We start from the raw sequence: 21,345 nt of genomic DNA on the forward strand, positions 1-21,345 counted from the left end.
ATGTAAAAAGATTAGATAGTAAAGTAAGCGTAATAAGTAAAGTTGAAGAAATTACTTGATTTGTAGTTTTCTCCCTCTTAAAGATTAAGAGGGCAGTCCCGAAGGAAATTATGTATTTATTATATCATGTGTAAAAAAATATGTCAAATATAATTATTAGAGTAATGTATCTCATGATAAGATAGCTCATCCAGAAGAATAATTGTAAAAATATTATATTATAAAATCTACAAATTACAAAAACATTATTTTTTAAACTAGCTATTTATAAACTTTTAGTAAAATGATTATTAAAAATTACTAATTATAATGGATATAGATGTTCGAACAAACTTTTAAAAATATAGATGATATTCTTTTCAAAGATTCTGGTGCAGATAGTGAACTTGATTATATAGGTCAAACTTCTTGGATAATGTTTTTACGTTATTTAGATGAACTTGAAAATGAAAAAGCAGAAATAGCAGAACTTGAAGGAGAAGATTATTCTTTTATTTTAAAAGGAGAATATAGATGGAATACTTGGGCAACTCCAAAAAATAGTGATGGAAAAATTGACCATAATATTGCTTTGACAGGGACAGATTTAGTCTCTTTTGTAGATACAAAACTTTTTCCCTATTTAGCTTCTTTTAAACAAAGTGCAATTAGTGCTGATACTATTGAATATAAAATAGGTGAGATATTTTCTGAACTTAAAAATAAAATTCAAAGTGGATATGGATTAAGAGAGATTTTAGAACTTGCTGATTCTTTACCTTTTAGGTCAAGCAATGATAAACACGAATTAAGTCACCTTTACGAAACAAAAATCAAAAATATGGGAAATGCAGGAAGAAACGGAGGTCAATACTACACTCCAAGACCACTAATCCGTGCTATGATAGAAGTGATAAATCCACAAATAGGTGAAACTGTTTATGATGGAGCTGTTGGATCTGCAGGGTTCTTGTGTGAAACTTACGATTATATAAAAGCAAATATGCCTAAAAATGTGGACAATCTTCAAACTCTACAAAAGAACACTTTTTATGGAAAAGAGAAAAAGAATCTAGCTTATGTAATTGGTATTATGAATATGATTTTACATGGTATAGAAGCTCCAAATATTATACATACAAATACCTTAGCAGAACCACTAAATCAAATACAAGAAAAAGATAGATACAACATAATCCTAGCAAATCCTCCTTTTGGTGGAAAAGAGCGGAAAGAAGTACAACAAAACTTCAATATCAAAACAGGTGAAACAGCCTTTTTATTTATGCAACACTTTATCAAATCACTAAAAGCAGGAGGTCGTGCAGCAGTAGTTATAAAAAACACAGTTTTATCAAATACAGATAATGCTTCAGTGGCTTTACGAAAACATTTACTAGAATCTTGTAATCTTCATACAGTCTTAGATATGCCCGCAGGTACTTTTACAGGAGCTGGAGTAAAAACGGTAGTACTATTTTTTACAAAAGGGGAAGAGACCAAAAAAACTTGGTTTTACTCACTAAACGCTGGGCGAAATATGGGGAAAACAAATCCTTTAAATGATAAAGATATGAAAGATTTTATAGCTTTACAAAAAGAGAAAAAAGATAGTGATAACTCTTGGACTATAAATATAAGTGATTTAGATGAAAATACTTATGATTTATCGGTTAAAAATCCATTTGTAAAAGAAGAAGAACCTCTTAGAACTCCAGTTGATATTTTAGAAAATATGAAAAGATTGGATGATGAGACTAGGGATATTTTAGATTCTATTGGTAAGATTGTATGAGTAATTGGGATTATGGAATACTAGATCATGCAGTGAAGAAAGCATCTTCAAATATATCTATTAACAAAGTACAAGATGATGAAGGTTCTTATCCTTTATATGGAGCAAAAGGACTTGTAAAAACAATTTCTTTTTATCAGCAAGAAAAAGATTATATAGCTGTAATTAAAGATGGAGCAGGAATTGGTAGAATTTCAAAACATCCGAAAGAATCTTCAATTGTTGCAACAATGCAATACATTATTCCAAAAGAGGAATACGATATTGATTTTATATATTATTTTTTAGAATCAATAGATTTGAAAAAATATAGAAATGGAAGTACTATTCCGCATATTTATTATAGAGATTATAAAAATGAAGCCTTTCCTTTTGTAAAAATAGATGAACAAAAACAAATTGTAGAAATTTTAGATACAGCTTTTGAAGCTCTTGAAAAAGCAAAAATAAATCTTGAAAAAAACCTTAAAAATACAAAAGAACTTTTTGATAGTAAATTAAATGAAATATTTTCTCAAAAAGGGGAAGGTTGGGAAGAAAGAAAATTAGAAGATTTGTCTGATAGTAAAAAAGCTATTGTTTCGGGACCTTTTGGTTCAAATTTAAAAGTTGCAGACTATAGGGATAGTGGAGTTCCTATTTTGCGTTTACAAAATGTTGGAAAAGGGAAATTCATTGAAAAAGATATTAAATATATTGAGAAAGAAAAGGCAGAAGAACTAAAATCTCATTCTTTTGTTGTAGGAGATATTGTTTTAGCTAAGCTCGGTATTCCTATTGGTAAAACTTGTATTATTCCTGAAACTTTTGAAGACGGAATTATTCTTGCTGATATTGTTAGGATTCGTCCAGATAAAAAAATAGTTAACTATAAATATCTAGAATATTTTTTAAATACAAATTTATCGGTATCCCAATTAACAAAAGAAATATCAGGGGCAACAAGACCAAGAGTTAATTTATCTAATGTTAGAAATATAGTTGCTCCAATTCTTTCTTTAAAAGTACAAAATAATATTGTTGAAGAAATAAATATTTTAGAAAACAAAACAAAACAACTAGAACAAAAATACCAACAAAAATTAGACAACCTAGAAGAATTAAAAAAATCTCTACTTCAAAAAGCTTTTTCAGGAGAGCTTACAAAATAAAGTGATGATACAAAAGATAGGAGAAGAAAAAGCATGAGTGATATTGTAATTTATACAAATGAACAAGGTGATATAAAATTAGATATTAGATTTGAAGATGAAAATATCTGGCTTAATCAAACTCAGCTTTGTGAAGTTTTCCAAAAATCAAAATCAACTATTAGTGAGCATATTTCTAATATATTTGATGAAAATGAACTAGATAAAGAAGGGGTTGTTCGGAATTTCCGAACAACCACTAAACATGGGGCAATTGAGGGCAAAACACAAACTAAAGATGTTAAATACTATAACCTTGATATGATAATAGCCATTGGTTTTCGAGTAAAATCCCCTCAAGGTACACAGTTTAGGATTTGGGCTAGAAAAAGATTAAACGAATATATTACCAAAGGTTTCATCTTAGATGATGAACGATTTAAAAACGGTAATAATATGAGCTATTTTGATGAACTTCAAAAAAGACTTAGAGATATACGAATCTCTGAAAGATTTTTTTATCAAAAAATAAAAGATATTTATATGACAAGTATTGATTATGACCCAAAAGATGAAAAAACAATAGAGTTTTTCAAAATAGTTCAAAACAAACTTTTATGGGCTATCTCTTCCCAAACAGCAGCCGAACTTGTACACAATCGTGTAGATATAAATAAACCTCTTTTAGGAATGTCCTCTTTTGATAAAGAAAATAAAAACATCACAAAAAAAGATGTAAGTATTGCAAAAAACTATTTGAATGAAGAAGAGATAAAACTTCTTGGATTGTTAGTAGAACAATACTTAGCATTTGCAGAAACAATGGCAATGCAAGAACAAGCAATGTATATGAAAGATTGGATTAGTAGATTAGATGCGATTATAAGTTTAAATGGAAAAGAATTACTAGATAATGCAGGGAAAATTTCTCACAAAATGGCACTTGAAAAATCACATTTTGAGTATGATAAATATAAGTCTGTTAAAAAAGAGATTCAAAAAAATGATAGCTTTAATGAATTAGTAAAAGATATAAAGGCTATAAAATGAATGAAGCAGAAACAAGAGCTGATTTAATAGACCCGATTTTAGTAAAAGCTGGCTGGGGTGTAGTTGAAGGAAGTAGGATACGAAGAGAATTTCCTATATCAAAAGGTAGACTTCTTGGAAACAAAAGACGAGCAGCTGCTTTAAGTGCTGATTATGTACTTATCTATAAAAACAGAAACTTAGCAGTAATTGAAGCTAAAAAAAGAGATTTACACTATACTGATGGTCTTACGCAAGCTATTGATTATGCGACACGATTAAATATACGATATACATATAGCACAAATGGTTTACAATTTTATAGTGTTGATATGAAAGAAAGTATTCAAGAAGATTGTTTAAGTTTTCCTACTCCTGATGAATTGTGGAATATGACTTTTCCAAAAGAACAAACTATAAGTGATAGAATATTTTCTATTCCTTTTGAAGATAAAGCAGGTTCTTGGGAACCTAGATATTACCAAAACAACGCGATTACAAAAACACTAGAAGCCGTTGCAAATGATAAAAAAAGAATCCTTCTTACACTTGCAACTGGTACAGGAAAAACAGCAATTGCTTTTCAAATAGCTTGGAAACTATTTCATTCAAAATGGAATTTACAAAAAGATTTTAAAAGAAGCCCTAGAATACTATTTTTAGCAGATAGAAATATTTTAGCCGACCAAGCATTTAATTCTTTTGGTGCATTTGATGATGATGCTTTGATTAGAATAGACCCAAGTGAAATACGAAAAAAGAAAAAAGTTCCTACAAATGGAAGTATATTTTTTACTATTTTTCAAACCTTTATGAGTGGAGATAATGATACACCAAATTTTGGTGAATATGCAAAAGACTTTTTTGATTTTATTATTATTGATGAGTGTCATAGAGGAGGAGCTAGTGATGAGAGCTCATGGAGAGAAATCCTTGAATACTTTGAACCAGCTGTTCAATTAGGTCTTACTGCTACTCCAAAAAGAGATGAAAATGGTGATACTTACAAATACTTTGGAGAACCTGTTTATATTTATTCACTAAAAGAGGGAATAAATGACGGGTTTTTGACACCATTTAAAGTAAAAGATATTTCAACTACAGGAGATAAATATATCTTTACTCAAGATGATGAAGTTCTTGAAGGTGAAATAGAAGAGGGTAAGGAATATACAAGAGAAGAACAAAATAAAATTATAGAGATTATGGATATAGAAAAGTATAGAGTAAATGTTTTTATGGATTTGATAAATCAAAATCAAAAAACATTAGTCTTTTGTGAATCTCAAAATCACGCAGCAGCTATAAGAAATCTTATAAACCAAAAAGCAGACTCAAAAAACTTAAACTATTGTTGTAGAGTAACAGCAAATGAAGGCTCAAAAGGTGAACAGTTTTTAAGAGATTTTCAAGATAATGAAAAGATAATTCCTACTATTTTAACAACATCAAAGAAACTTAGCACAGGAGTAGATGCACCTGAAATTAAAAATATCATTCTTCTAAGAGATGTAAAATCAATGGTTGAGTTTAAACAAATAGTAGGACGTGGTACAAGACTTTTTGATGGCAAGGACTATTTTACTATTTATGATTTTTATGACAATTATAAACACTTTATAGACCCAGCTTGGGATGGTGAACCAATTGAACCAGAAGAGCCAAAACCAAAAGAGCCTTGTAAAACTTGTAATCAAAGACCTTGTATTTGTGAAAAAGAAGAACCTGAAATATGTCCAGAGTGTAGCAACAGACCTTGTGTATGTGAAAAAGAAAAAAGAAAAATGATTCGTGTAAAACTAAGTGATGGTAAATTTGCAGATTTAGATTCGATGGTAAAAACATCTTTTTATGATCCTTCTGGAAAGCCAATGTCAAGTGAGCAGTTTGTAAAAGAGCTTTTTAAAGAAATACCAAAGTTTTTTGCAAGTGAAAAAGAGCTTAGAAGAATCTGGTCGATTCCAGATACAAGAAAAAGACTTCTTGAAGAGCTAAGTGAAGCTGGATATACCCAAGAACAACTTGATAATTTGAAAAAAGTAGTTCATGCCCAAAATAGTGATTTATTTGATGTTTTATCATATATTGCCTATCATAAAGATATTGTACCAAGACTCCAAAGAGCAACAAAAGCAAAACTAAAAATAACCCATTATGATAATGAAAAGCAAGAGTTTTTAGACTTTGTTTTAAAACAGTATGTAGACAATGGAACAAAAGATTTAGATGATAAAAGATTAAAAGATTTATTGCTATCACAATATAGTGCCATAGAAGATGCAAAAAATAAAATAGGTGATATTAAAACGATAAGAGAAACTTTTATAGGTTTTCAAAAATACCTTTATGAAGATGAATCAGAAAACGAAATGGATTATAATAACTTGATGGTAGCAGAACCTAGTCCTGAATATAATTAGCATATATTTGTAATTATTGCTTTTTATATGCTATAATTACAAATATATATGAATAAGGTCTGAGTATGGAAAAAGTATCAATCTTTTTATTTGATAAACTAATTGCACATATGTATCAAGATGAAAATAGAATATATCTTGAGCAAATTGATGATTTGTGTCATAAAGCAAGTCCTTTGATGATATCAAAAGATATAAAAGAGATTGAAACAACTAACCTAACATACCAAGAACAAGTCGCAGGTTTTATTAGTGATTCTCTCCCTGGAAATTTTGGTAATGAGATTTTAGATAACTACTTCTTACAAAATAAAAACACATATCCAAGTATTAGTGATAAACTAATCTTTATAGGAAATAAAGGCTTAGGTGCATTAAGATTTGAGCCTTCTATATCTGATGATACTTTACAACTTGAAACACTTGAACTAAAATCAATGTTCGAAAAAGCAAAAGAGTTAAAAAAAGGTGGCTCTTTCCACTCTTTACAAAATGCTTTTTTAGTAAGTGCTCACTCTTTTGTAGGAGGAGCAAGAGCTAAAGCTGTTGCTGCTATAAATCTTGAAGAAAAAAAAGTCTTTTTAGGAGATAGAACAAAACCTTTAGCTAAAAATTATATTCATGCGATTATAAAATATGATGATACAGCTAATGATGATGAAAATAAATCTACTTATTCAAAACTAGAATATATTTACTATTTACTTGCAAAAAAAGCTGGAATAGATATGAGTGATTGTTATTTGCTTGAAGCTAATAATAAATACCATTTTGTAACAAAAAGATTTGATATAGAAGAAAATGCAAAAAGATATCATGTACATTCTCTTGCAGGACTTTTACATAATGATTATAATATTCCAAGACAAATAGGTTATGAAGATTTACTAAGAACTGCTGTTAAACTAGGAGCCATTGAAAGCTTAGAACAATTGTTTTCTCAAATGATTTTTAACTATATGTTTGTAAATCAAGATGATCATAGTAGAAATTTTTCTTTTATGTGTGATAAGGATTTTAAATGGAGTTCAACTCCTGCTTATGATTTAACTTTTGCAAAAGGTAAAAAACAAACAATAGAACATCAACTATTACTATATGGAAAAAATCTATCTTTAATAAATTTAGAAGATATATCAAGACTTGCAGGTGAATTTTCAATAAAGTTAGAATTTGTATCTAATTTAATAGAAAATATGAAAACTTTAAGACAAGAAGAATTGCCAAAGTTATTAAAAAAATATGACGTAAAAAAAGAAAAAATAAGACAAGTATTAGCTGAAGTAAATAAAAGAACATTTCAAGGAGTTATAGGTGAGTGATTTATTAAAAAAACTTCAAGATGCACAAAAAACTAGTAAAAAAGATTTAAAGAAAAATATCAATACAAATAATGCTTTTGGAACATTAACAGATGATGAAATATCTTATGTACTAGCTCTAAGAGCAAAAAAAGCTAGAATATCATCAAATCAAACCCAAAGTGAGTTTAGTAAAAAAGCTAAATTAAGCTCTGCAACAACATATTCAAATTTTGAACAAAATGGAAGAATATCATTGATAAATTTTATAAAAGTTATGAGAAGCTTTGGACGATTAGATGAACTTGAAAACCTATTAAATGAAACAGTGAAAGAAAAAATAAATAAATTTGATACAAAAGAAAAACAAAGAGTGAAAAAGGTCAAAAAACTTTAAAGTAAATCTGCTATTATTACAAATATACATAATAAATATAAACTATACTTAATTAATAAGGATTTAAAATGAGCGAAGCACATGAGTTTTTTAACAGACAAATAAAACTTTGGGGTGAAGAGACACAAGATTCACTTGCAAATAAAAAAGTAGCCATTATAGGAAGTGGAGGGCTTGGATGTTCACTTGCTATAGCACTTGGGGCTTCAGGAATTGGAGAGTTTGCTTTTGTCGATTTTGATGAAGTAGGTGTTCACAATATTCATAGACAAATTGGTTTTAAAGTTGGTGATGATGGAAAATTTAAGGCAGATGTCTTAAAAGAACTAGTTGAGTCAAGATGCCCTTATACGAAAGTGACTTCTTATATAGAAAGTTTTCAAGATTTTGCAAAAAGAGGTTTAGAGTTTGATTTAATTATTGATGGAACGGATAATCTTCCAACAAGAGCAGATATAAATGAATATTGTATAGCGAATAATCAAGCTTGGATTTATGGTTCTGTTGAAGAGTTTCATGGTCAAGTTTGTTTCTTTGAAAAAGCATCTTATGAAGCAGTTTTTCAAGTAAATGATAGAAAACCAAATGGAATTGCTTGTCCAATTGTTATGCATATAGCTTCACTTCAAGCTAACTTAGCAATTAGACATCTTACAGGACTTCCTGTGAAAAAAGATATTCTTTACTACTTATCTTTTGATAATGAGGGTGTTTTAGACACTAAAAGATTTAACCTTCCAACTTCTTAATAAAAAGAAGTGTTATTTTTAACACTTCTTTATTCTAACTTGATATTTAAAACTCTTTTATCTAACCGAATTTTAAGCACTTTATAGATATAATCTCCAAATTTATAAAAATATATATGGGGAATTTTTATGCCAAAAAGAGAAGATATAAAGTCTATTTTACTAATCGGTTCTGGTCCAATTGTTATTGGCCAAGCATGTGAGTTTGATTACTCAGGTACTCAAGCTACTAAAACATTGAAAGAGCTAGGATATAGAGTTGTTTTAATTAATTCAAATCCAGCAACTATTATGACAGATCCAGAGTTTGCTGACAGAACTTACATAGAACCAATCACTGAAGAAATGGTTGCAAAAATTATTGAAAAAGAAAATATTGATGCTATTTTACCAACAATGGGTGGACAAACAGCACTTAATGTTGCTACTTCTATGTATGATAAAGGTATGCTTGAGGGTGTACAATTCCTTGGAGCGCATCCTGATGCTATTAAAAAAGGTGAAGATAGACATCTTTTTAATGAAGCAATGATTAAAATTGGTATGGATTTACCAAAAAGTGCTAATGCCTATACTGTTGATGAAGCAATAGCAAAAGCAAAAGAGATTGGATTCCCAGTAATTTCTAGAGCTTCATTTACACTAGCTGGTGGTGGTTCTGGTGTTGCTTATAATATGGAAGAATTCAAACTTTTAGCAGAAGCTGGAATTGATGCTTCTCCTATTAATGAGATTGAAATTATGGAATCTATGCTTGGTTGGAAAGAGTATGAGATGGAAGTTATCAGAGATAGAAAAGATAACTGTATTATTGTATGTTCAATTGAAAATCTTGACCCAATGGGTGTTCATACAGGTGACTCAACTACAATTGCACCAGCACTTACACTTACAGATAAAGAATACCAAGATATGAGAAATGCTTCTTTTGCAATTTTAAGAGAAATTGGTGTTGATACTGGTGGATCAAACGTACAATTCTCAATTTGTCCAAATACAGGAAGAATGATTGTAATTGAAATGAATCCAAGAGTTTCTAGATCTTCTGCACTTGCTTCTAAAGCAACTGGTTATCCTATTGCAAAAGTTGCAACACTTTTAGCAGTTGGATTTACTTTAGATGAAATTGAAAATGACATTACTGGTACAACTGCATCATTTGAGCCAGTAATTGATTATATTGTTACAAAAATACCTCGGTTTACTTTTGAAAAATTCCCTAAAGCTGATTCTACTTTAACAACTGGTATGAAATCAGTTGGTGAAGTTATGTCTATGGGTAGAACATTTAATGAATCAATCCAAAAAGCATTATGTTCACTTGAAACTGGTTTAGTAGGTTTTGATTCTATTTCTACAGATTTAGAACTAATTAAAAAAGAGATTAGAAGACCAAACTGTGATAGATTATTATACTTAATGGATGGGATGAGACAAGGTCTTTCAAATGAAGAAATATTTGATCTTTGTAAAGTAGATCCATGGTTCTTAACTAAATATAGAGAGATGTATAATATTGAAAAATCAATTGATACATCAATTTTAACAAATGAAGAAGCAATGAGAAATGCTAAAACAAATGGTTTCTCTGATGCAATGATTGCAAGACTTATTGGTAAAACTGAAGAAGATATTTATACTGCAAGAAAAACTTTAGATGTAAACTTTGAATATAATGAAGTTGATACTTGTGCTGCGGAGTTTAAAGCTCTTACTCCATATCTTTATTCAACTACAAATATTACAAAGTTACCAAAAGTTCAAAAGCCTGAATCAAATGATAAAAAAGTTATGATTATTGGTGGTGGACCAAATAGAATTGGTCAAGGTATTGAGTTTGATTATTGTTGTGTGCATGCTTCATTTGCTTTAAATGAAATGGGTATTAAAACTATTATGTATAACTGTAATCCTGAAACTGTATCAACAGATTATGATACATCAGATATCTTATACTTTGAACCAATTGATTTTGAACACGTAAGAGCAGTAATAGAAAATGAGAAACCAGATGGTGTTATTGTACACTTTGGTGGACAAACTCCATTAAAATTAGCAAATGCATTAACAGATGCCGGAGCTAATATTATTGGTACGACTGCTGAAGTTATTGATTTAGCTGAAGATAGAAAGAAGTTCTCTAAATTTGTTGAAAAAGCTGGTTTATTACAACCAGAAAATGGAACGGCTGTTGAAGTTACAGAAGCTATTGAAATTGCAGAAAAGATTGGATATCCAGTACTTGTACGTCCTTCATTTGTACTTGGTGGAAGAGGAATGAGAATTGTTTACTCAACAAGTGAGTTAAAACAATATATGGATGAAGCTGTTTCTGTATCTAATGATGCACCAGTATTAATTGATAAATTCTTAGATAGAGCTATTGAACTTGATGTTGATTGTATTTGTGATGGAAAAGAAGTATATATTGGTGGAATTATGCAACATATTGAAGAAGCTGGTGTTCACTCAGGTGATTCAGCTTGTTCTTTACCTCCAATTTCAATTTCAGATGAATTAATTAAAGAGTTAGAAACAAAAACAAAAAATATGGCATTAGGTCTTGGTGTAGTAGGGTTAATGAATACTCAATATGCAATTCACAAAGGTCAAATTTATTTAATTGAAGTAAATCCAAGAGCATCTAGAACAGTTCCTTTTGTATCAAAAGCAACTGGAATGCCTTTAGCAAAAGTTGCAACTAGAGTTATGTGGGGTGAGAGCTTAAGAGTTGCTCTTGATACTTATAATTCTGACTTAATATGGGAAGATAATGGTGTATTAAAACCAATATTAAAAGACCATGTTGCTGTAAAAGAAGCTGTATTCCCATTTAATAAGTTAAGTGGTTCAGATATGATTTTAACACCTGAAATGAAATCAACTGGTGAAGTAATGGGTATTTCTGATAGTTTTGGTGAGTCTTACGCAAAAGCACAAAGTGCTGCTAAGAATGATTTACCAACTGAAGGGAAGGTATTTATCTCTTTATGTGATTTAGATAAAGAGTTTGCTGCTAAAATTGCAGAGGGATTAGTTGCTCAAGGGTTTACAGTAGTTGCTACTGGTGGAACTCATAAGACTATTAAAAATGCTGGAATTGAGTGTGAGAAAGTATTAAAAATTTCTGAAGGACGACCAAATGTAACTGATTCTATTGCAAATGGTGAGATTGCATTAGCATTTAATACTTCAGATGGAAAAGAATCATCAAAAGATGATGGTAAAAACATAAGACGTGCAGTATTAAAAGAAAATGTTCCTTATGTTACAACTGCTGCAGCTGCACTTGCTTGTGTTGAAGCAATGGCTGTATTAAATAAAAAAGATGGATTAGGTGTTAAGTCTATCCAAGAGTTCTTAAACGACTAAATTCTTTTATGGATTCATCTTTAGTTTATCTAGTTCAAACTGATACAACAGTTGGTTTTTCATCTTCAAATGATGAAAAACTTTCTGTTATAAAACAAAGACCAAAATCAAAAAAGATACTTCATACAGTAGATTCTTTTAAAACCTTACAAAAATATACACGAGTTCCTAAAAAATATAGAAAACAAGTACGAAAGTCATCTTTAACAACTTTTATTTATCCAAATGAAAAATCCTTTAGAGTTATAAAAAAAGAGGATAATTTTTATGATTTTATACATAAATTTGGAATTTTGTATTCTACTTCTGCTAATAAAACATCTAAAAACTTTGAAAAAGAGTTTGCATTATCAAGTGCAGATATTATTGTGGAAGATAAAAATAACTTTTTTGAAAGTAGTGCTTCTAAAATTATTAAACTCTCAAAGACCTCTTTAAAACACATTAGATAGAATAAATTAAATTATTTATCAACATAAAACATTTAAATAACTTAATTAGGTAAGAAATAATTAAGTATTTAAATATTAATATTAGATTATAAATAAATAAAAGGTTTGATAATGTTTTTATACAGAGAAAAAGAAATAAATCTTTTAAATGAAGATTTTGATAAGCCAAACTCAACAATAAATTTTATTTTCGGAAGAAGAAAAGTTGGAAAATCATCTTTATTAAATGAATACACAAGAGATAAAAAAACTTTATATTTAGTATCCTTTGAAACAATGAAAACTTTGTTAATTAAAGAGTTCAAAAAAACAATAGATAGTTTTTTTGATAATAAAAATACAGAAAAAATCTTGACAATTGAAAATCTATTTCTTTACTTATCAAAAAATAAAATTAGTGAGAAAACTGTAATTGTTCTAGAAGATATGCATAATTTAATAAAAATTGATAAAGATTTTTTAATAAATTTTAATACATATTGGAATAAATATTTAAAATATATGAATATACAATTTATTATTACTTCTTCTTTATTACCAAATAATTTTGATACATTGCAAATATCTAAAAGTGTTGATAATAAAATAAGACTAGAATCTTTAAGTTTTAATACTATCAAAAAACTTTTACCAAATCTTAGTAGAGATGACAAAATGTATGTATATGCTGCATTTGGAACTAATCCTAAATATCTTAGTTTATATAATGAAAATAAAGATTTTCTTATGAATATAAAAGATAACTTTTTAACATATAGTAGCTTTTTATATAATGAGGGAATGAATTTAATCAAAAAAGATTTAGCTGATGCTGTTACTTATTCCTCAATTCTTTACTCAATTTCAATGGGTAATAATAAAATAGGGGATATTGCAAAATTTCTTGATTTAAAATCTTCTTATCTTACACGATATATACAAAAATTAGTTGATCTTATGATTATAAAAAAAGAAATACCAATTAATGAAAAAGCAGAAAAAACTAAATTTGGTAGATATGAAATTGAAGATAATTTTTTAAAATTTTGGTTTTGTTATGTATATCCAAATGCAAATAGTATAAATTCAAATAATTTCTATGATATTCTTAAACATATCAAATTAGATTTTACAGAAAGACTTGTTTTTGATGCTTATAAAAAATATACATTAGAAATAATAGAAGAGGATATAGAATCTTTTTTCAAATATAAACCTAAAAAAATTGGATCATGGTGGAATAATAAAGAATTTGAAATAGATTTTGTTGCATATGATTCTACTACAATTACATTTGTTGATTGTAAATGGAAAGATTATGAGAATATTCAGAGTGAATATAAGTCCTTGGAACATAAATCTAAATACTTTGATACACAATTAAAGAAAGAATATATAGTTTTTTCAAATAAAAAAGACTAAGTTGTCATAGTTTAAGCAAGTATAAACTCAAAGTAACTTATAATTTCAATCTTATAAAATATGACCCCGTCGTCTAGCGGCCAAGGACCTCAGGATTTCCTCCTGATGACAGAAGTTCAAATCTTCTCGGGGTCGCCAATTTCAATTTTTATTAATAGACAATTTTTATCATTTTAGATAAAATTCTGCATGAAAAAAATAATACTAATACTGTTTTTAATAAACATACAAATAATAAGTGCAAACACAAGCACTAAATCTAATACAATTCTATTTTTAGGTGATTCTTTAACAGAGGGCTTAGGAGTAAATAAAGAAGAAGCCTTTCCAAAACTTGTTGAAACTTTAATCAAAAATAAACTCAAAGAAGATATTACTGTTATAAATGGTGGCGTAAGTGGTTCAACTACAAGTGATGGGCTTTCACGTCTTAAATGGTATTTAAAAAAGAAGCCTTATATAGTTTTCTTAGCCCTTGGTGCAAATGATGGATTAAGAGGATTAAACCTTGAATCTAGTCAAAAGAATTTAGAAGAGATTATAAAGCACGCTCAAGAAGCAAATGCCAAAGTTTTACTTGCCGGTATGCTAATCCCTCCTAATTATGGTCCAGAATATACACAGCGTTTTAAAAAGATGTATGAAGAAATAAAGGTTAAATACACTCTAGAATCTATGCCTTTTTTATTAAAAGGAGTTGCTGGAGTTAAAGAGTTAAACCAAAGAGATGGAATTCATCCAAATGTTGATGGTCATAAATATATTGCAAAAGAAGTTTTTGAATTTTTAAAGGAAAAATTATAATGTTAGAATTAAAATCACTAAAAAAAGCCTATCTTCAAGGCTCACAAAAAGTTGAAATATTCGAAAATCTAAATTTTCATTTAAAAGAGGGGCAAAGAGTTGCTATTATGGGAAAATCAGGAAGTGGTAAATCAACTCTTCTTTCTCTAATCTCAGGAATTATTAAAGCAGACGAGGGTGATATTACTTTAAATTCTGTTTCATATAAAGATTTACAAGAGGGTGAATTAAATGATTTTAGAGCCACTAATATTGGCTTTATTTTCCAAAACTTTCATTTAGTTTCTTATTTAAATGCCTTAGAAAATGTGATGCTTCCTGCAAAAGTTTGTAATATTGCAAATGCAAAAGAAAAAGCAATTGATCTTTTAAAAAGTGTAGGGCTTTCACATAGATTAGATCACTTGCCGTCACAACTAAGTGGAGGTGAGAAACAACGAGTGGCAATTGCAAGAGCGCTTATTCATAATCCAAAAATCATATTAGCAGATGAACCAAGTGGAAACTTAGATGAAGAAACAGGTATTGCAGTTATGGATAAACTTTTTGAGTTAATCAAGCAAAATAACACTACATTGATTTTAGTAACTCACTCAAAAGATGTAGCATTACGTTGTGAAAAAACTTATGAACTACATTCAGGAAATCTAAATAAATGTTAGTACTTGAATTAGTTTATAAAGCACTCGCACGTTCAAAATCTTTCTCACTAATATTTATATTTAACTTTTGTTTAGCAATTGCATCTCTTTCATATTTACAATTCTTTAAAGGAAGTATGGAAAGTTCACTTGATACAAAGGCTAAAATTTTATTAGGTTCAGATCTTGTAGTATCTTCTAGATTTCCTATAAATGATAAACAAATTGACGATATAAAAAGTAAACTACCTGAAATAAAAAGCTTTTCAAAAGGTATCTCAACTATTAGTATGATATCTAGTGATAAAAGAGCTAGACTTATGGAAGTTGTTAAGTTAAATGAAGGTTTCCCTTATTATGGTGGCTTAGTTTTTAAAGATAAAAGTGTTTATCCAAAAGGCGAAGCAATGCCTGCTTCAAATGAAGTTTGGGTTTATCAAGAGGTTTTGGACCTTTTAAATTTAAAATTGCAAGATAAAGTAAAAATTGGTAAAGTAAACTTTATTATAAAAAAAGTTATAGAAGAAGATAGTTTAAAAGCTATAAGTTTTAGTGGTTTTATGCCAAAAATTTATATAAGCAAAGAAGGTCTTGATAAAACAGAACTTCTACAGTTTGGCTCAACTGCAAGATATAAACTAAATTATCTTTTTAAAGATAATTTCGAAAATGATAAACTTGAAGAGATTGAAAACACTTTAGAAAAAAGTATTGACCAAGACTTAAGAGCGCTTTCTCCAAATGATGGAAGAGATAGATTGTTACGTGTTTTAAACTTTGTTACAAATTTCTTGTCATTAGTTTCACTTATTTCATTCTTTTTAGGTCTTGTTGGTCTTATATATCTTTATTCAGGCTTTTTAAAGAAGCATCAAAAAGATATTACAATTTTAAATGACCTTGGATTAAGTAAAAAGAATTTAAGTCTTACCTATCTTTTACACTTATTTGTATTAGTTACGACTTCTACTATTATTGTCTTTACTCTTATGGGTGCATCAGCTTCGTTTTTAGCTCCAATAATTGAAAAACTTATTGATTTTAAATTTGATTTAAATTTAGATTATACATTCTTTTTAAAGTCTTCTTTAGTGCTACTATTACTTAGTTTAAGTATTGGACTTCCTTTGATTCTACCACTACTTCAAAGAACAAAAAGGCCCTTTTATAAGGTTGTTTTAGGCTTTATTCCTTTTATTATTCTTTTATTAGTAATATCTCATTTTGTGACACCAAATAAATTTGTAGGTCTTTATTTTGCAACTGCAATACTTGCAATAATCGCACTATTTTTTGCTATTGGTTCTGTAGTTTTAAAAAAGTTTGATTTTGTAGGACATTTAGATAATTTATCTTTATCTTTGGCTTTAAAAAATATTGTAAGACAAAGAAGAACTTCTCTTACACTTTTTACAGCAATACTTTTATGTACTACATTTTTTAGTCTTATTCCTCAAATTGGTTCATCCCTATCAGCTGCTTTAACCCAAAGTATTGATGATAGACCAAGATTTTTTGTTGTTGATGCAAAAGAAGAACAGCTTAAAGATATACAAACACAAGTAAATAGTATGGGTGCAAAATTAGAAAATATTGCTCCAATGATAAGAGGGCGTATAATAAAAGTAAATAATATGGATTTTACAAAGCACTCACAAAAAAATGCTAATAAAGAGCTAAAAGCTGAGCAAAGTGAACTTAAAAATAGAGCGGTTAATCTTTCATATAGAAACACTTTAAAACAAAGTGAAAAGATAGTTGAAGGAAGAGAATTTTCTGGTATATATGATTCAGCAGATTTCTCAAAACCAATAGAAGTAAGTGTTGAAAAAAACTATGCAAGCAGACGTGGAATAAAGTTAAATGATACACTTGTTTTTGATATTTTAGGTTTAGAACTTCAAGCTGTTGTTGTAAATATTAGAACTGTAAAATGGACTGAGTTTGTACCAAATTTCTTTTTAATTTTACAAGAGGGAGCTTTAAGTGATGCTCCAAAAACAATACTTGCTACTATTTCAACAGGAGATTATGATGCAACACAAATGCTTATAAAACTATCTGATCTTTTCCCAACACTTACTGTTATAGATGTAAAAAATTTATTTGAAACTTTTGCAGTATTGGTTAAAAATGTTACTAATATAACTGATAAAATGAGTATTTACTCCATCATAATTGGGCTTTTAATGAGTTTTATTATTATTCAATATCAAATGAATTTGCAAAAGAACAATATATTAAGATTAAAGATGATTGGAGTAAAAAATAAAGCTATTAGAAACTCTTTTTTAATAGAGTTTGGCTTAATCACATTTGCAGCAAGTAGTTTTGGAATAATCTTAGGAAGTATTGGCTCTTATGTTATAAGTAATATTCTTTTTGATTCATATTGGGACTTTAGACCTGATGTACTTTTAGTTTATTTCTTCTTTATACCAATATTAACGATTTTAATTGTTAGCTTTTTTACCTCTAAAATGATTCACCAAAAAGAGAATGTTCTCTTTGGTGAATAAAGAATAACTATATTAAAAACGATATAAAAAATTTCCTGTAGCTTGAGCAATGGCTACAGAAGTATTTGAAAGAAGCGAAAAAAAGGTTTTTGCTTCTTTCTTATGCTGCTTTTTGTACTGATGTATTTCCATCCACTTAAATGCTAAATAAGAAATAAAAACATCTAAAAAATTGGTATATTTAAGCATGATGATTATGGGTTTTAAGATAAATAAATAGCCTTTAAAAGTAAGTTCATCATATAAAATAGCAACTTCGTTTGTTTCGAAACGATACTCTTCATCACTTATTAAACCTTTATTATTAAGAACCTTACAAATTGTTTCTTTTTGCTTGACTTGTTTTAAGTTTATCAAAATATCTTTTTTAGGTAAAAATGCACCTAAAAGCGCAAGTATGCCACAAAATAGCAGCCAAGTTATAAAAAAAGGTGTGCTTATTATATAAGCAATAATTTTAAAAATAGTATTCATTATTTTTCCCATAAGTATTTAAATTAATCAATTAGAATATCGATTTTTTAGTAAATATTAGATATAATAGATATAAAATACAAAATTATATGGATATATTCACAATGACTGTTAAAATTAATCTACCCCACAATAATTCTTATGAAATCTTTATCGATAAACTAAACGAACTTTATTTTGATACAAAAGTTGTAATTGTTACAAACCCAACAGTAAGTGGTTTTCACTTAGAGTATTTAAAAACTAAATTAAGTGCAAAAGAACTTAGTGTTGTTACAATTCCAGATGGTGAAAAGTACAAGCATATGGAAACTATTGAATCTATTTTAGAACATTGTTTTGAAAAAAGACTTGATAGAAAATCTTTACTGATTGCATTTGGTGGTGGAGTTATTGGTGATATGACAGGTTTTGCTGCTTCTATTTATCAAAGAGGAATAGATTTTGTTCAAATTCCTACAACTTTATTATCTCAAGTTGATGCAAGTGTAGGTGGAAAAACAGGTATTAATAATAAGTTTGGAAAAAACTTAGTTGGTGCTTTCCATCAGCCAATTGCAGTTCATATTGATCCCTCAATGTTACAAACACTTCCAAAAAGAGAGTTTGGAGCAGGTGTTGCTGAGATTGTAAAAATGGCAGTTACTTTTAATAAAGATTTTTTTGAATGGTTAGAACAAAATGATATTAGAGAAGAAGAAAATCTAAGAATTGCAATTGCAAAATCAGTTGAAACAAAAGCAAATGTAGTTTCTCAAGATGAGAAAGAGCATGGAATTAGAGCTGCTTTAAACTATGGACATACATTTGGACATGTTATTGAAAATGAAACAAATTATAATACTTACTTACATGGTGAAGCTGTAGGTATTGGTATGATGATGGCAAATGCTGCTTCTGTTAAATTAGGACTTATGAGTAGTGATGAAGAATTAAGAGTTAAGCAGTTATTAGAAAAATATGATATTCCTACAACATACAAAATTAAAGATATAGAAGATTTTTATGAGCATTTTTTCTTAGATAAAAAATCTTTAGATAATAAAATCAAGTTTATTTTAGCACGTGGTATTGGAGATTGTCTTATTACTAATGAGTTGAAAAAAGAAGATGTTATTGATGTTTTAAAAGGTTTTTCTTGTGATTAAAAAACTTTTAATAGCACTTAGTTTTACAGCTTTAGCGAGTTTATCTTTTTGTGATGATGTAGTAATTGACACAAAAGACAAAGCAGAAGTAAAACAAATTGAACAAGAGATTATAAAAGAAAAATTTGATGAAGCTCAAAAAGAGCTAAAAGAGCAAAAGGAAAGAGAATTAGAAGAGCAAAAATCAAGAGAAATCAATATGAAGAATCTTGCTCTTATAAATGTTCTTCTTGCAAAAATAGAAAAAATTGATCTTTCTTTAAAAGATAATATACTTTTAAAAAGATATTCAAACTATTTATCTTATAGAAAAATATCTACAGAGCTTGCTGCTTTAAAGAAAAGTATAAATAAAAAGAAAAATGCAGATGAAGAGCAAATATATCAACTTCACAATAAAATCAGAGTAAAAGAAAACGAGCTTGAACTTATTGCAGAGTATAAAGGTTCACCTATTGGTGGCTTTATTAATCCACCAGAAATTGAAAAGTATGACCAGATTACAAATCCTTTTGGAATCATAAATGCACTTTCACAAATAAAAAAACTAGAAGATAATAAAAAAATATTTAACAACTTAGAGAATGATATTAGTGATTTAACTATTAAACTCGCAGATGAGTTGTTTGTTTATTTAGAACTTTTTAACCTAGAACAAAAATCAGATTATAAAGAAAGAATTACTTTTTTAGATAAGCAAAAAAAAGATTTTAATATGGTTTTAGAAATTGTATCAACAACTGAAGAAGTTTATACAAGAAAAATTGAACAAGTTATTTTAGAGATTAAAAATCAAATATCTCAACAAATACAAAAAATACTTATAATACTTACTATTATCGTAGTTTTATCATTTATTGCATTTTTAGTTAAATTAGCACTTAAGAAATATTTCTCTCAAAACGAGAGTTATTATATGACAAATAAAATTATCAACTTTACAGTTGTATTTTTAATTGTTATGGTTTTAATGTTCTCATACATTGACAATGTTTCATATCTTGTTACAATCCTTGGATTTGCATCTGCGGGTATTGCGATTGCTTTAAAAGATTGGTTTATGTCTATTTTTGGATGGATGGTTATTGTAACATCTGGTTCAATTCAAGTAGGTGATAGAATAAAAGTTCATAGAAATGGTGTGCAAGCTGTTGGAGATGTTTTAGATATTTCACTATTTAAAATTACAATTAGAGAAGATATTACTTATACATCATATACAGTAAATAGAAGAACAGGAAGAATATTCTTTATTCCAAATAACTACATTTTCTCTGAAATGATTGCAAACTATACACACTCAGGACTTAGAACTGTATGGGATGGTATTGATATTACAATTACATTTGATTCAAACCATAAAAAAGCACAAAAAATTTCAAGAGATATTTTAAAGCATTATTCAAAAGGTTATACAGATATAACTAGAAAACAGTTAAGTAAAATGAGAAGTAAGTATCAGCTTAGAGCAACTGGAGTGGAACCAAGAGTATTTACTTTTGTTGAACCTTATGGAATTGTAATTTCAGGTTGGTATCTTACAAACTCTTATGCTGCATTACAGTTAAGAAGTACGATGAGTCCTGAGATATTAAATGCATTTATGGCTGAAGATGATATTCATATAGCATACCCAACACAACAAATAAATATGAATACAACAGATAATCACTATGGTCCATCAAGAACTCCAAGACCTAAACCAGAAGAATTAGAAGATATAGAAGGTTAATA

16 protein-coding genes and 1 tRNA gene are annotated in these 21,345 nt (G+C 28.4%); 16 read left to right on the forward strand and 1 reads right to left on the reverse strand.

What is annotated here, in order from left to right; translation table 11 throughout:
* The first annotated feature begins 319 nt into the window (after positions 1-319).
* The 14 genes from GBG18_RS10935 to GBG18_RS11000 all read left to right on the forward strand — a co-directional run bounded on the left by GBG18_RS10935 (position 320) and on the right by GBG18_RS11000 (position 17,989).
* A complete protein-coding gene (locus GBG18_RS10935; RefSeq protein WP_152191048.1) occupies positions 320-1,774 on the forward strand; it encodes a class I SAM-dependent DNA methyltransferase in 1,455 nt (484 codons plus the stop codon).
* Positions 1,771-2,925, forward strand: coding sequence for a restriction endonuclease subunit S (locus tag GBG18_RS10940; protein WP_152191050.1), 1,155 nt, complete (start codon positions 1,771-1,773; stop codon positions 2,923-2,925). The genes GBG18_RS10935 and GBG18_RS10940 overlap by 4 nt, the downstream gene beginning before the upstream one ends.
* Before the next feature lie 33 nt (positions 2,926-2,958).
* Positions 2,959-3,954 carry a RhuM family protein gene (rhuM, locus tag GBG18_RS10945; protein WP_152191052.1) on the forward strand — a complete coding sequence of 332 codons (996 nt, stop codon included), beginning with the start codon at positions 2,959-2,961 and terminating at the stop codon, positions 3,952-3,954.
* Entirely contained in the window at positions 3,951-6,353 is a 2,403-nt protein-coding gene (gene hsdR / locus GBG18_RS10950; protein ID WP_152191054.1) for an EcoAI/FtnUII family type I restriction enzme subunit R, read from the forward strand. Before rhuM ends, hsdR begins: the two co-directional genes overlap by 4 nt.
* 65 nt (positions 6,354-6,418) lie before the next feature.
* Positions 6,419-7,675, forward strand: coding sequence for a type II toxin-antitoxin system HipA family toxin (locus tag GBG18_RS10955; RefSeq protein ID WP_152191055.1), 1,257 nt, complete (start codon positions 6,419-6,421; stop codon positions 7,673-7,675).
* On the forward strand, positions 7,668-8,051 hold the full coding sequence (locus GBG18_RS10960; RefSeq protein WP_152191057.1) for a hypothetical protein: 384 nt from the start codon (positions 7,668-7,670) through the stop codon (positions 8,049-8,051). The genes GBG18_RS10955 and GBG18_RS10960 overlap by 8 nt, the downstream gene beginning before the upstream one ends.
* A gap of 68 nt (positions 8,052-8,119) precedes the next feature.
* A complete protein-coding gene (locus GBG18_RS10965; protein ID WP_152191059.1) occupies positions 8,120-8,800 on the forward strand; it encodes a HesA/MoeB/ThiF family protein in 681 nt (226 codons plus the stop codon).
* Positions 8,801-8,929: 129 nt separating this feature from the next.
* Positions 8,930-12,172: a carbamoyl-phosphate synthase large subunit gene (gene carB, locus GBG18_RS10970; RefSeq protein WP_152191061.1), complete on the forward strand. Its 3,243-nt coding sequence runs from the start codon at positions 8,930-8,932 to the stop codon at positions 12,170-12,172.
* Positions 12,173-12,180: 8 nt separating this feature from the next.
* On the forward strand, positions 12,181-12,624 hold the full coding sequence (locus tag GBG18_RS10975) for a Sua5 YciO YrdC YwlC family protein (protein WP_152191063.1): 444 nt from the start codon (positions 12,181-12,183) through the stop codon (positions 12,622-12,624).
* Positions 12,625-12,735: 111 nt separating this feature from the next.
* Positions 12,736-14,025, forward strand: a complete 1,290-nt coding sequence (locus GBG18_RS10980) for an ATP-binding protein (RefSeq protein WP_152191064.1) — start codon at positions 12,736-12,738, stop codon at positions 14,023-14,025.
* A gap of 62 nt (positions 14,026-14,087) precedes the next feature.
* Positions 14,088-14,163, forward strand: a tRNA-Glu gene (locus GBG18_RS10985).
* Between the two features lie 51 nt (positions 14,164-14,214).
* Entirely contained in the window at positions 14,215-14,829 is a 615-nt protein-coding gene (locus GBG18_RS10990; RefSeq protein ID WP_152191066.1) for an arylesterase, read from the forward strand.
* Positions 14,829-15,491, forward strand: a complete 663-nt coding sequence (locus GBG18_RS10995) for an ABC transporter ATP-binding protein (protein ID WP_152191068.1) — start codon at positions 14,829-14,831, stop codon at positions 15,489-15,491. The genes GBG18_RS10990 and GBG18_RS10995 overlap by 1 nt, the downstream gene beginning before the upstream one ends.
* Complete coding sequence (locus GBG18_RS11000) at positions 15,485-17,989, forward strand: ABC transporter permease (protein ID WP_152191070.1); 2,505 nt, start codon at positions 15,485-15,487, stop codon at positions 17,987-17,989. The genes GBG18_RS10995 and GBG18_RS11000 overlap by 7 nt, the downstream gene beginning before the upstream one ends.
* 12 nt (positions 17,990-18,001) lie before the next feature.
* On the opposite strand, the gene GBG18_RS11005 is transcribed toward GBG18_RS11000, so the two are convergent.
* Complete coding sequence (locus tag GBG18_RS11005; protein ID WP_152191071.1) at positions 18,002-18,463, reverse strand: hypothetical protein; 462 nt, start codon at positions 18,461-18,463, stop codon at positions 18,002-18,004.
* 104 nt (positions 18,464-18,567) lie between these two features.
* Between GBG18_RS11005 and aroB the strand changes: the two genes are divergently transcribed.
* Both aroB and GBG18_RS11015 read left to right on the forward strand, forming a co-directional pair.
* The gene (aroB, locus tag GBG18_RS11010; RefSeq protein ID WP_152191073.1) at positions 18,568-19,611 is read left to right on the forward strand and encodes a 3-dehydroquinate synthase; all 1,044 of its coding nucleotides are present in this window, start codon (positions 18,568-18,570) and stop codon (positions 19,609-19,611) included.
* The gene (locus GBG18_RS11015) at positions 19,604-21,343 is read left to right on the forward strand and encodes a mechanosensitive ion channel domain-containing protein (protein ID WP_152191074.1); all 1,740 of its coding nucleotides are present in this window, start codon (positions 19,604-19,606) and stop codon (positions 21,341-21,343) included. The genes aroB and GBG18_RS11015 overlap by 8 nt, the downstream gene beginning before the upstream one ends.
* The last annotated feature ends 2 nt before the right edge of the window (positions 21,344-21,345 follow it).

It is taken from the genome of Poseidonibacter ostreae, from assembly GCF_009208075.1.
Classification (GTDB): Bacteria; Campylobacterota; Campylobacteria; order Campylobacterales; family Arcobacteraceae; genus Poseidonibacter; species Poseidonibacter ostreae.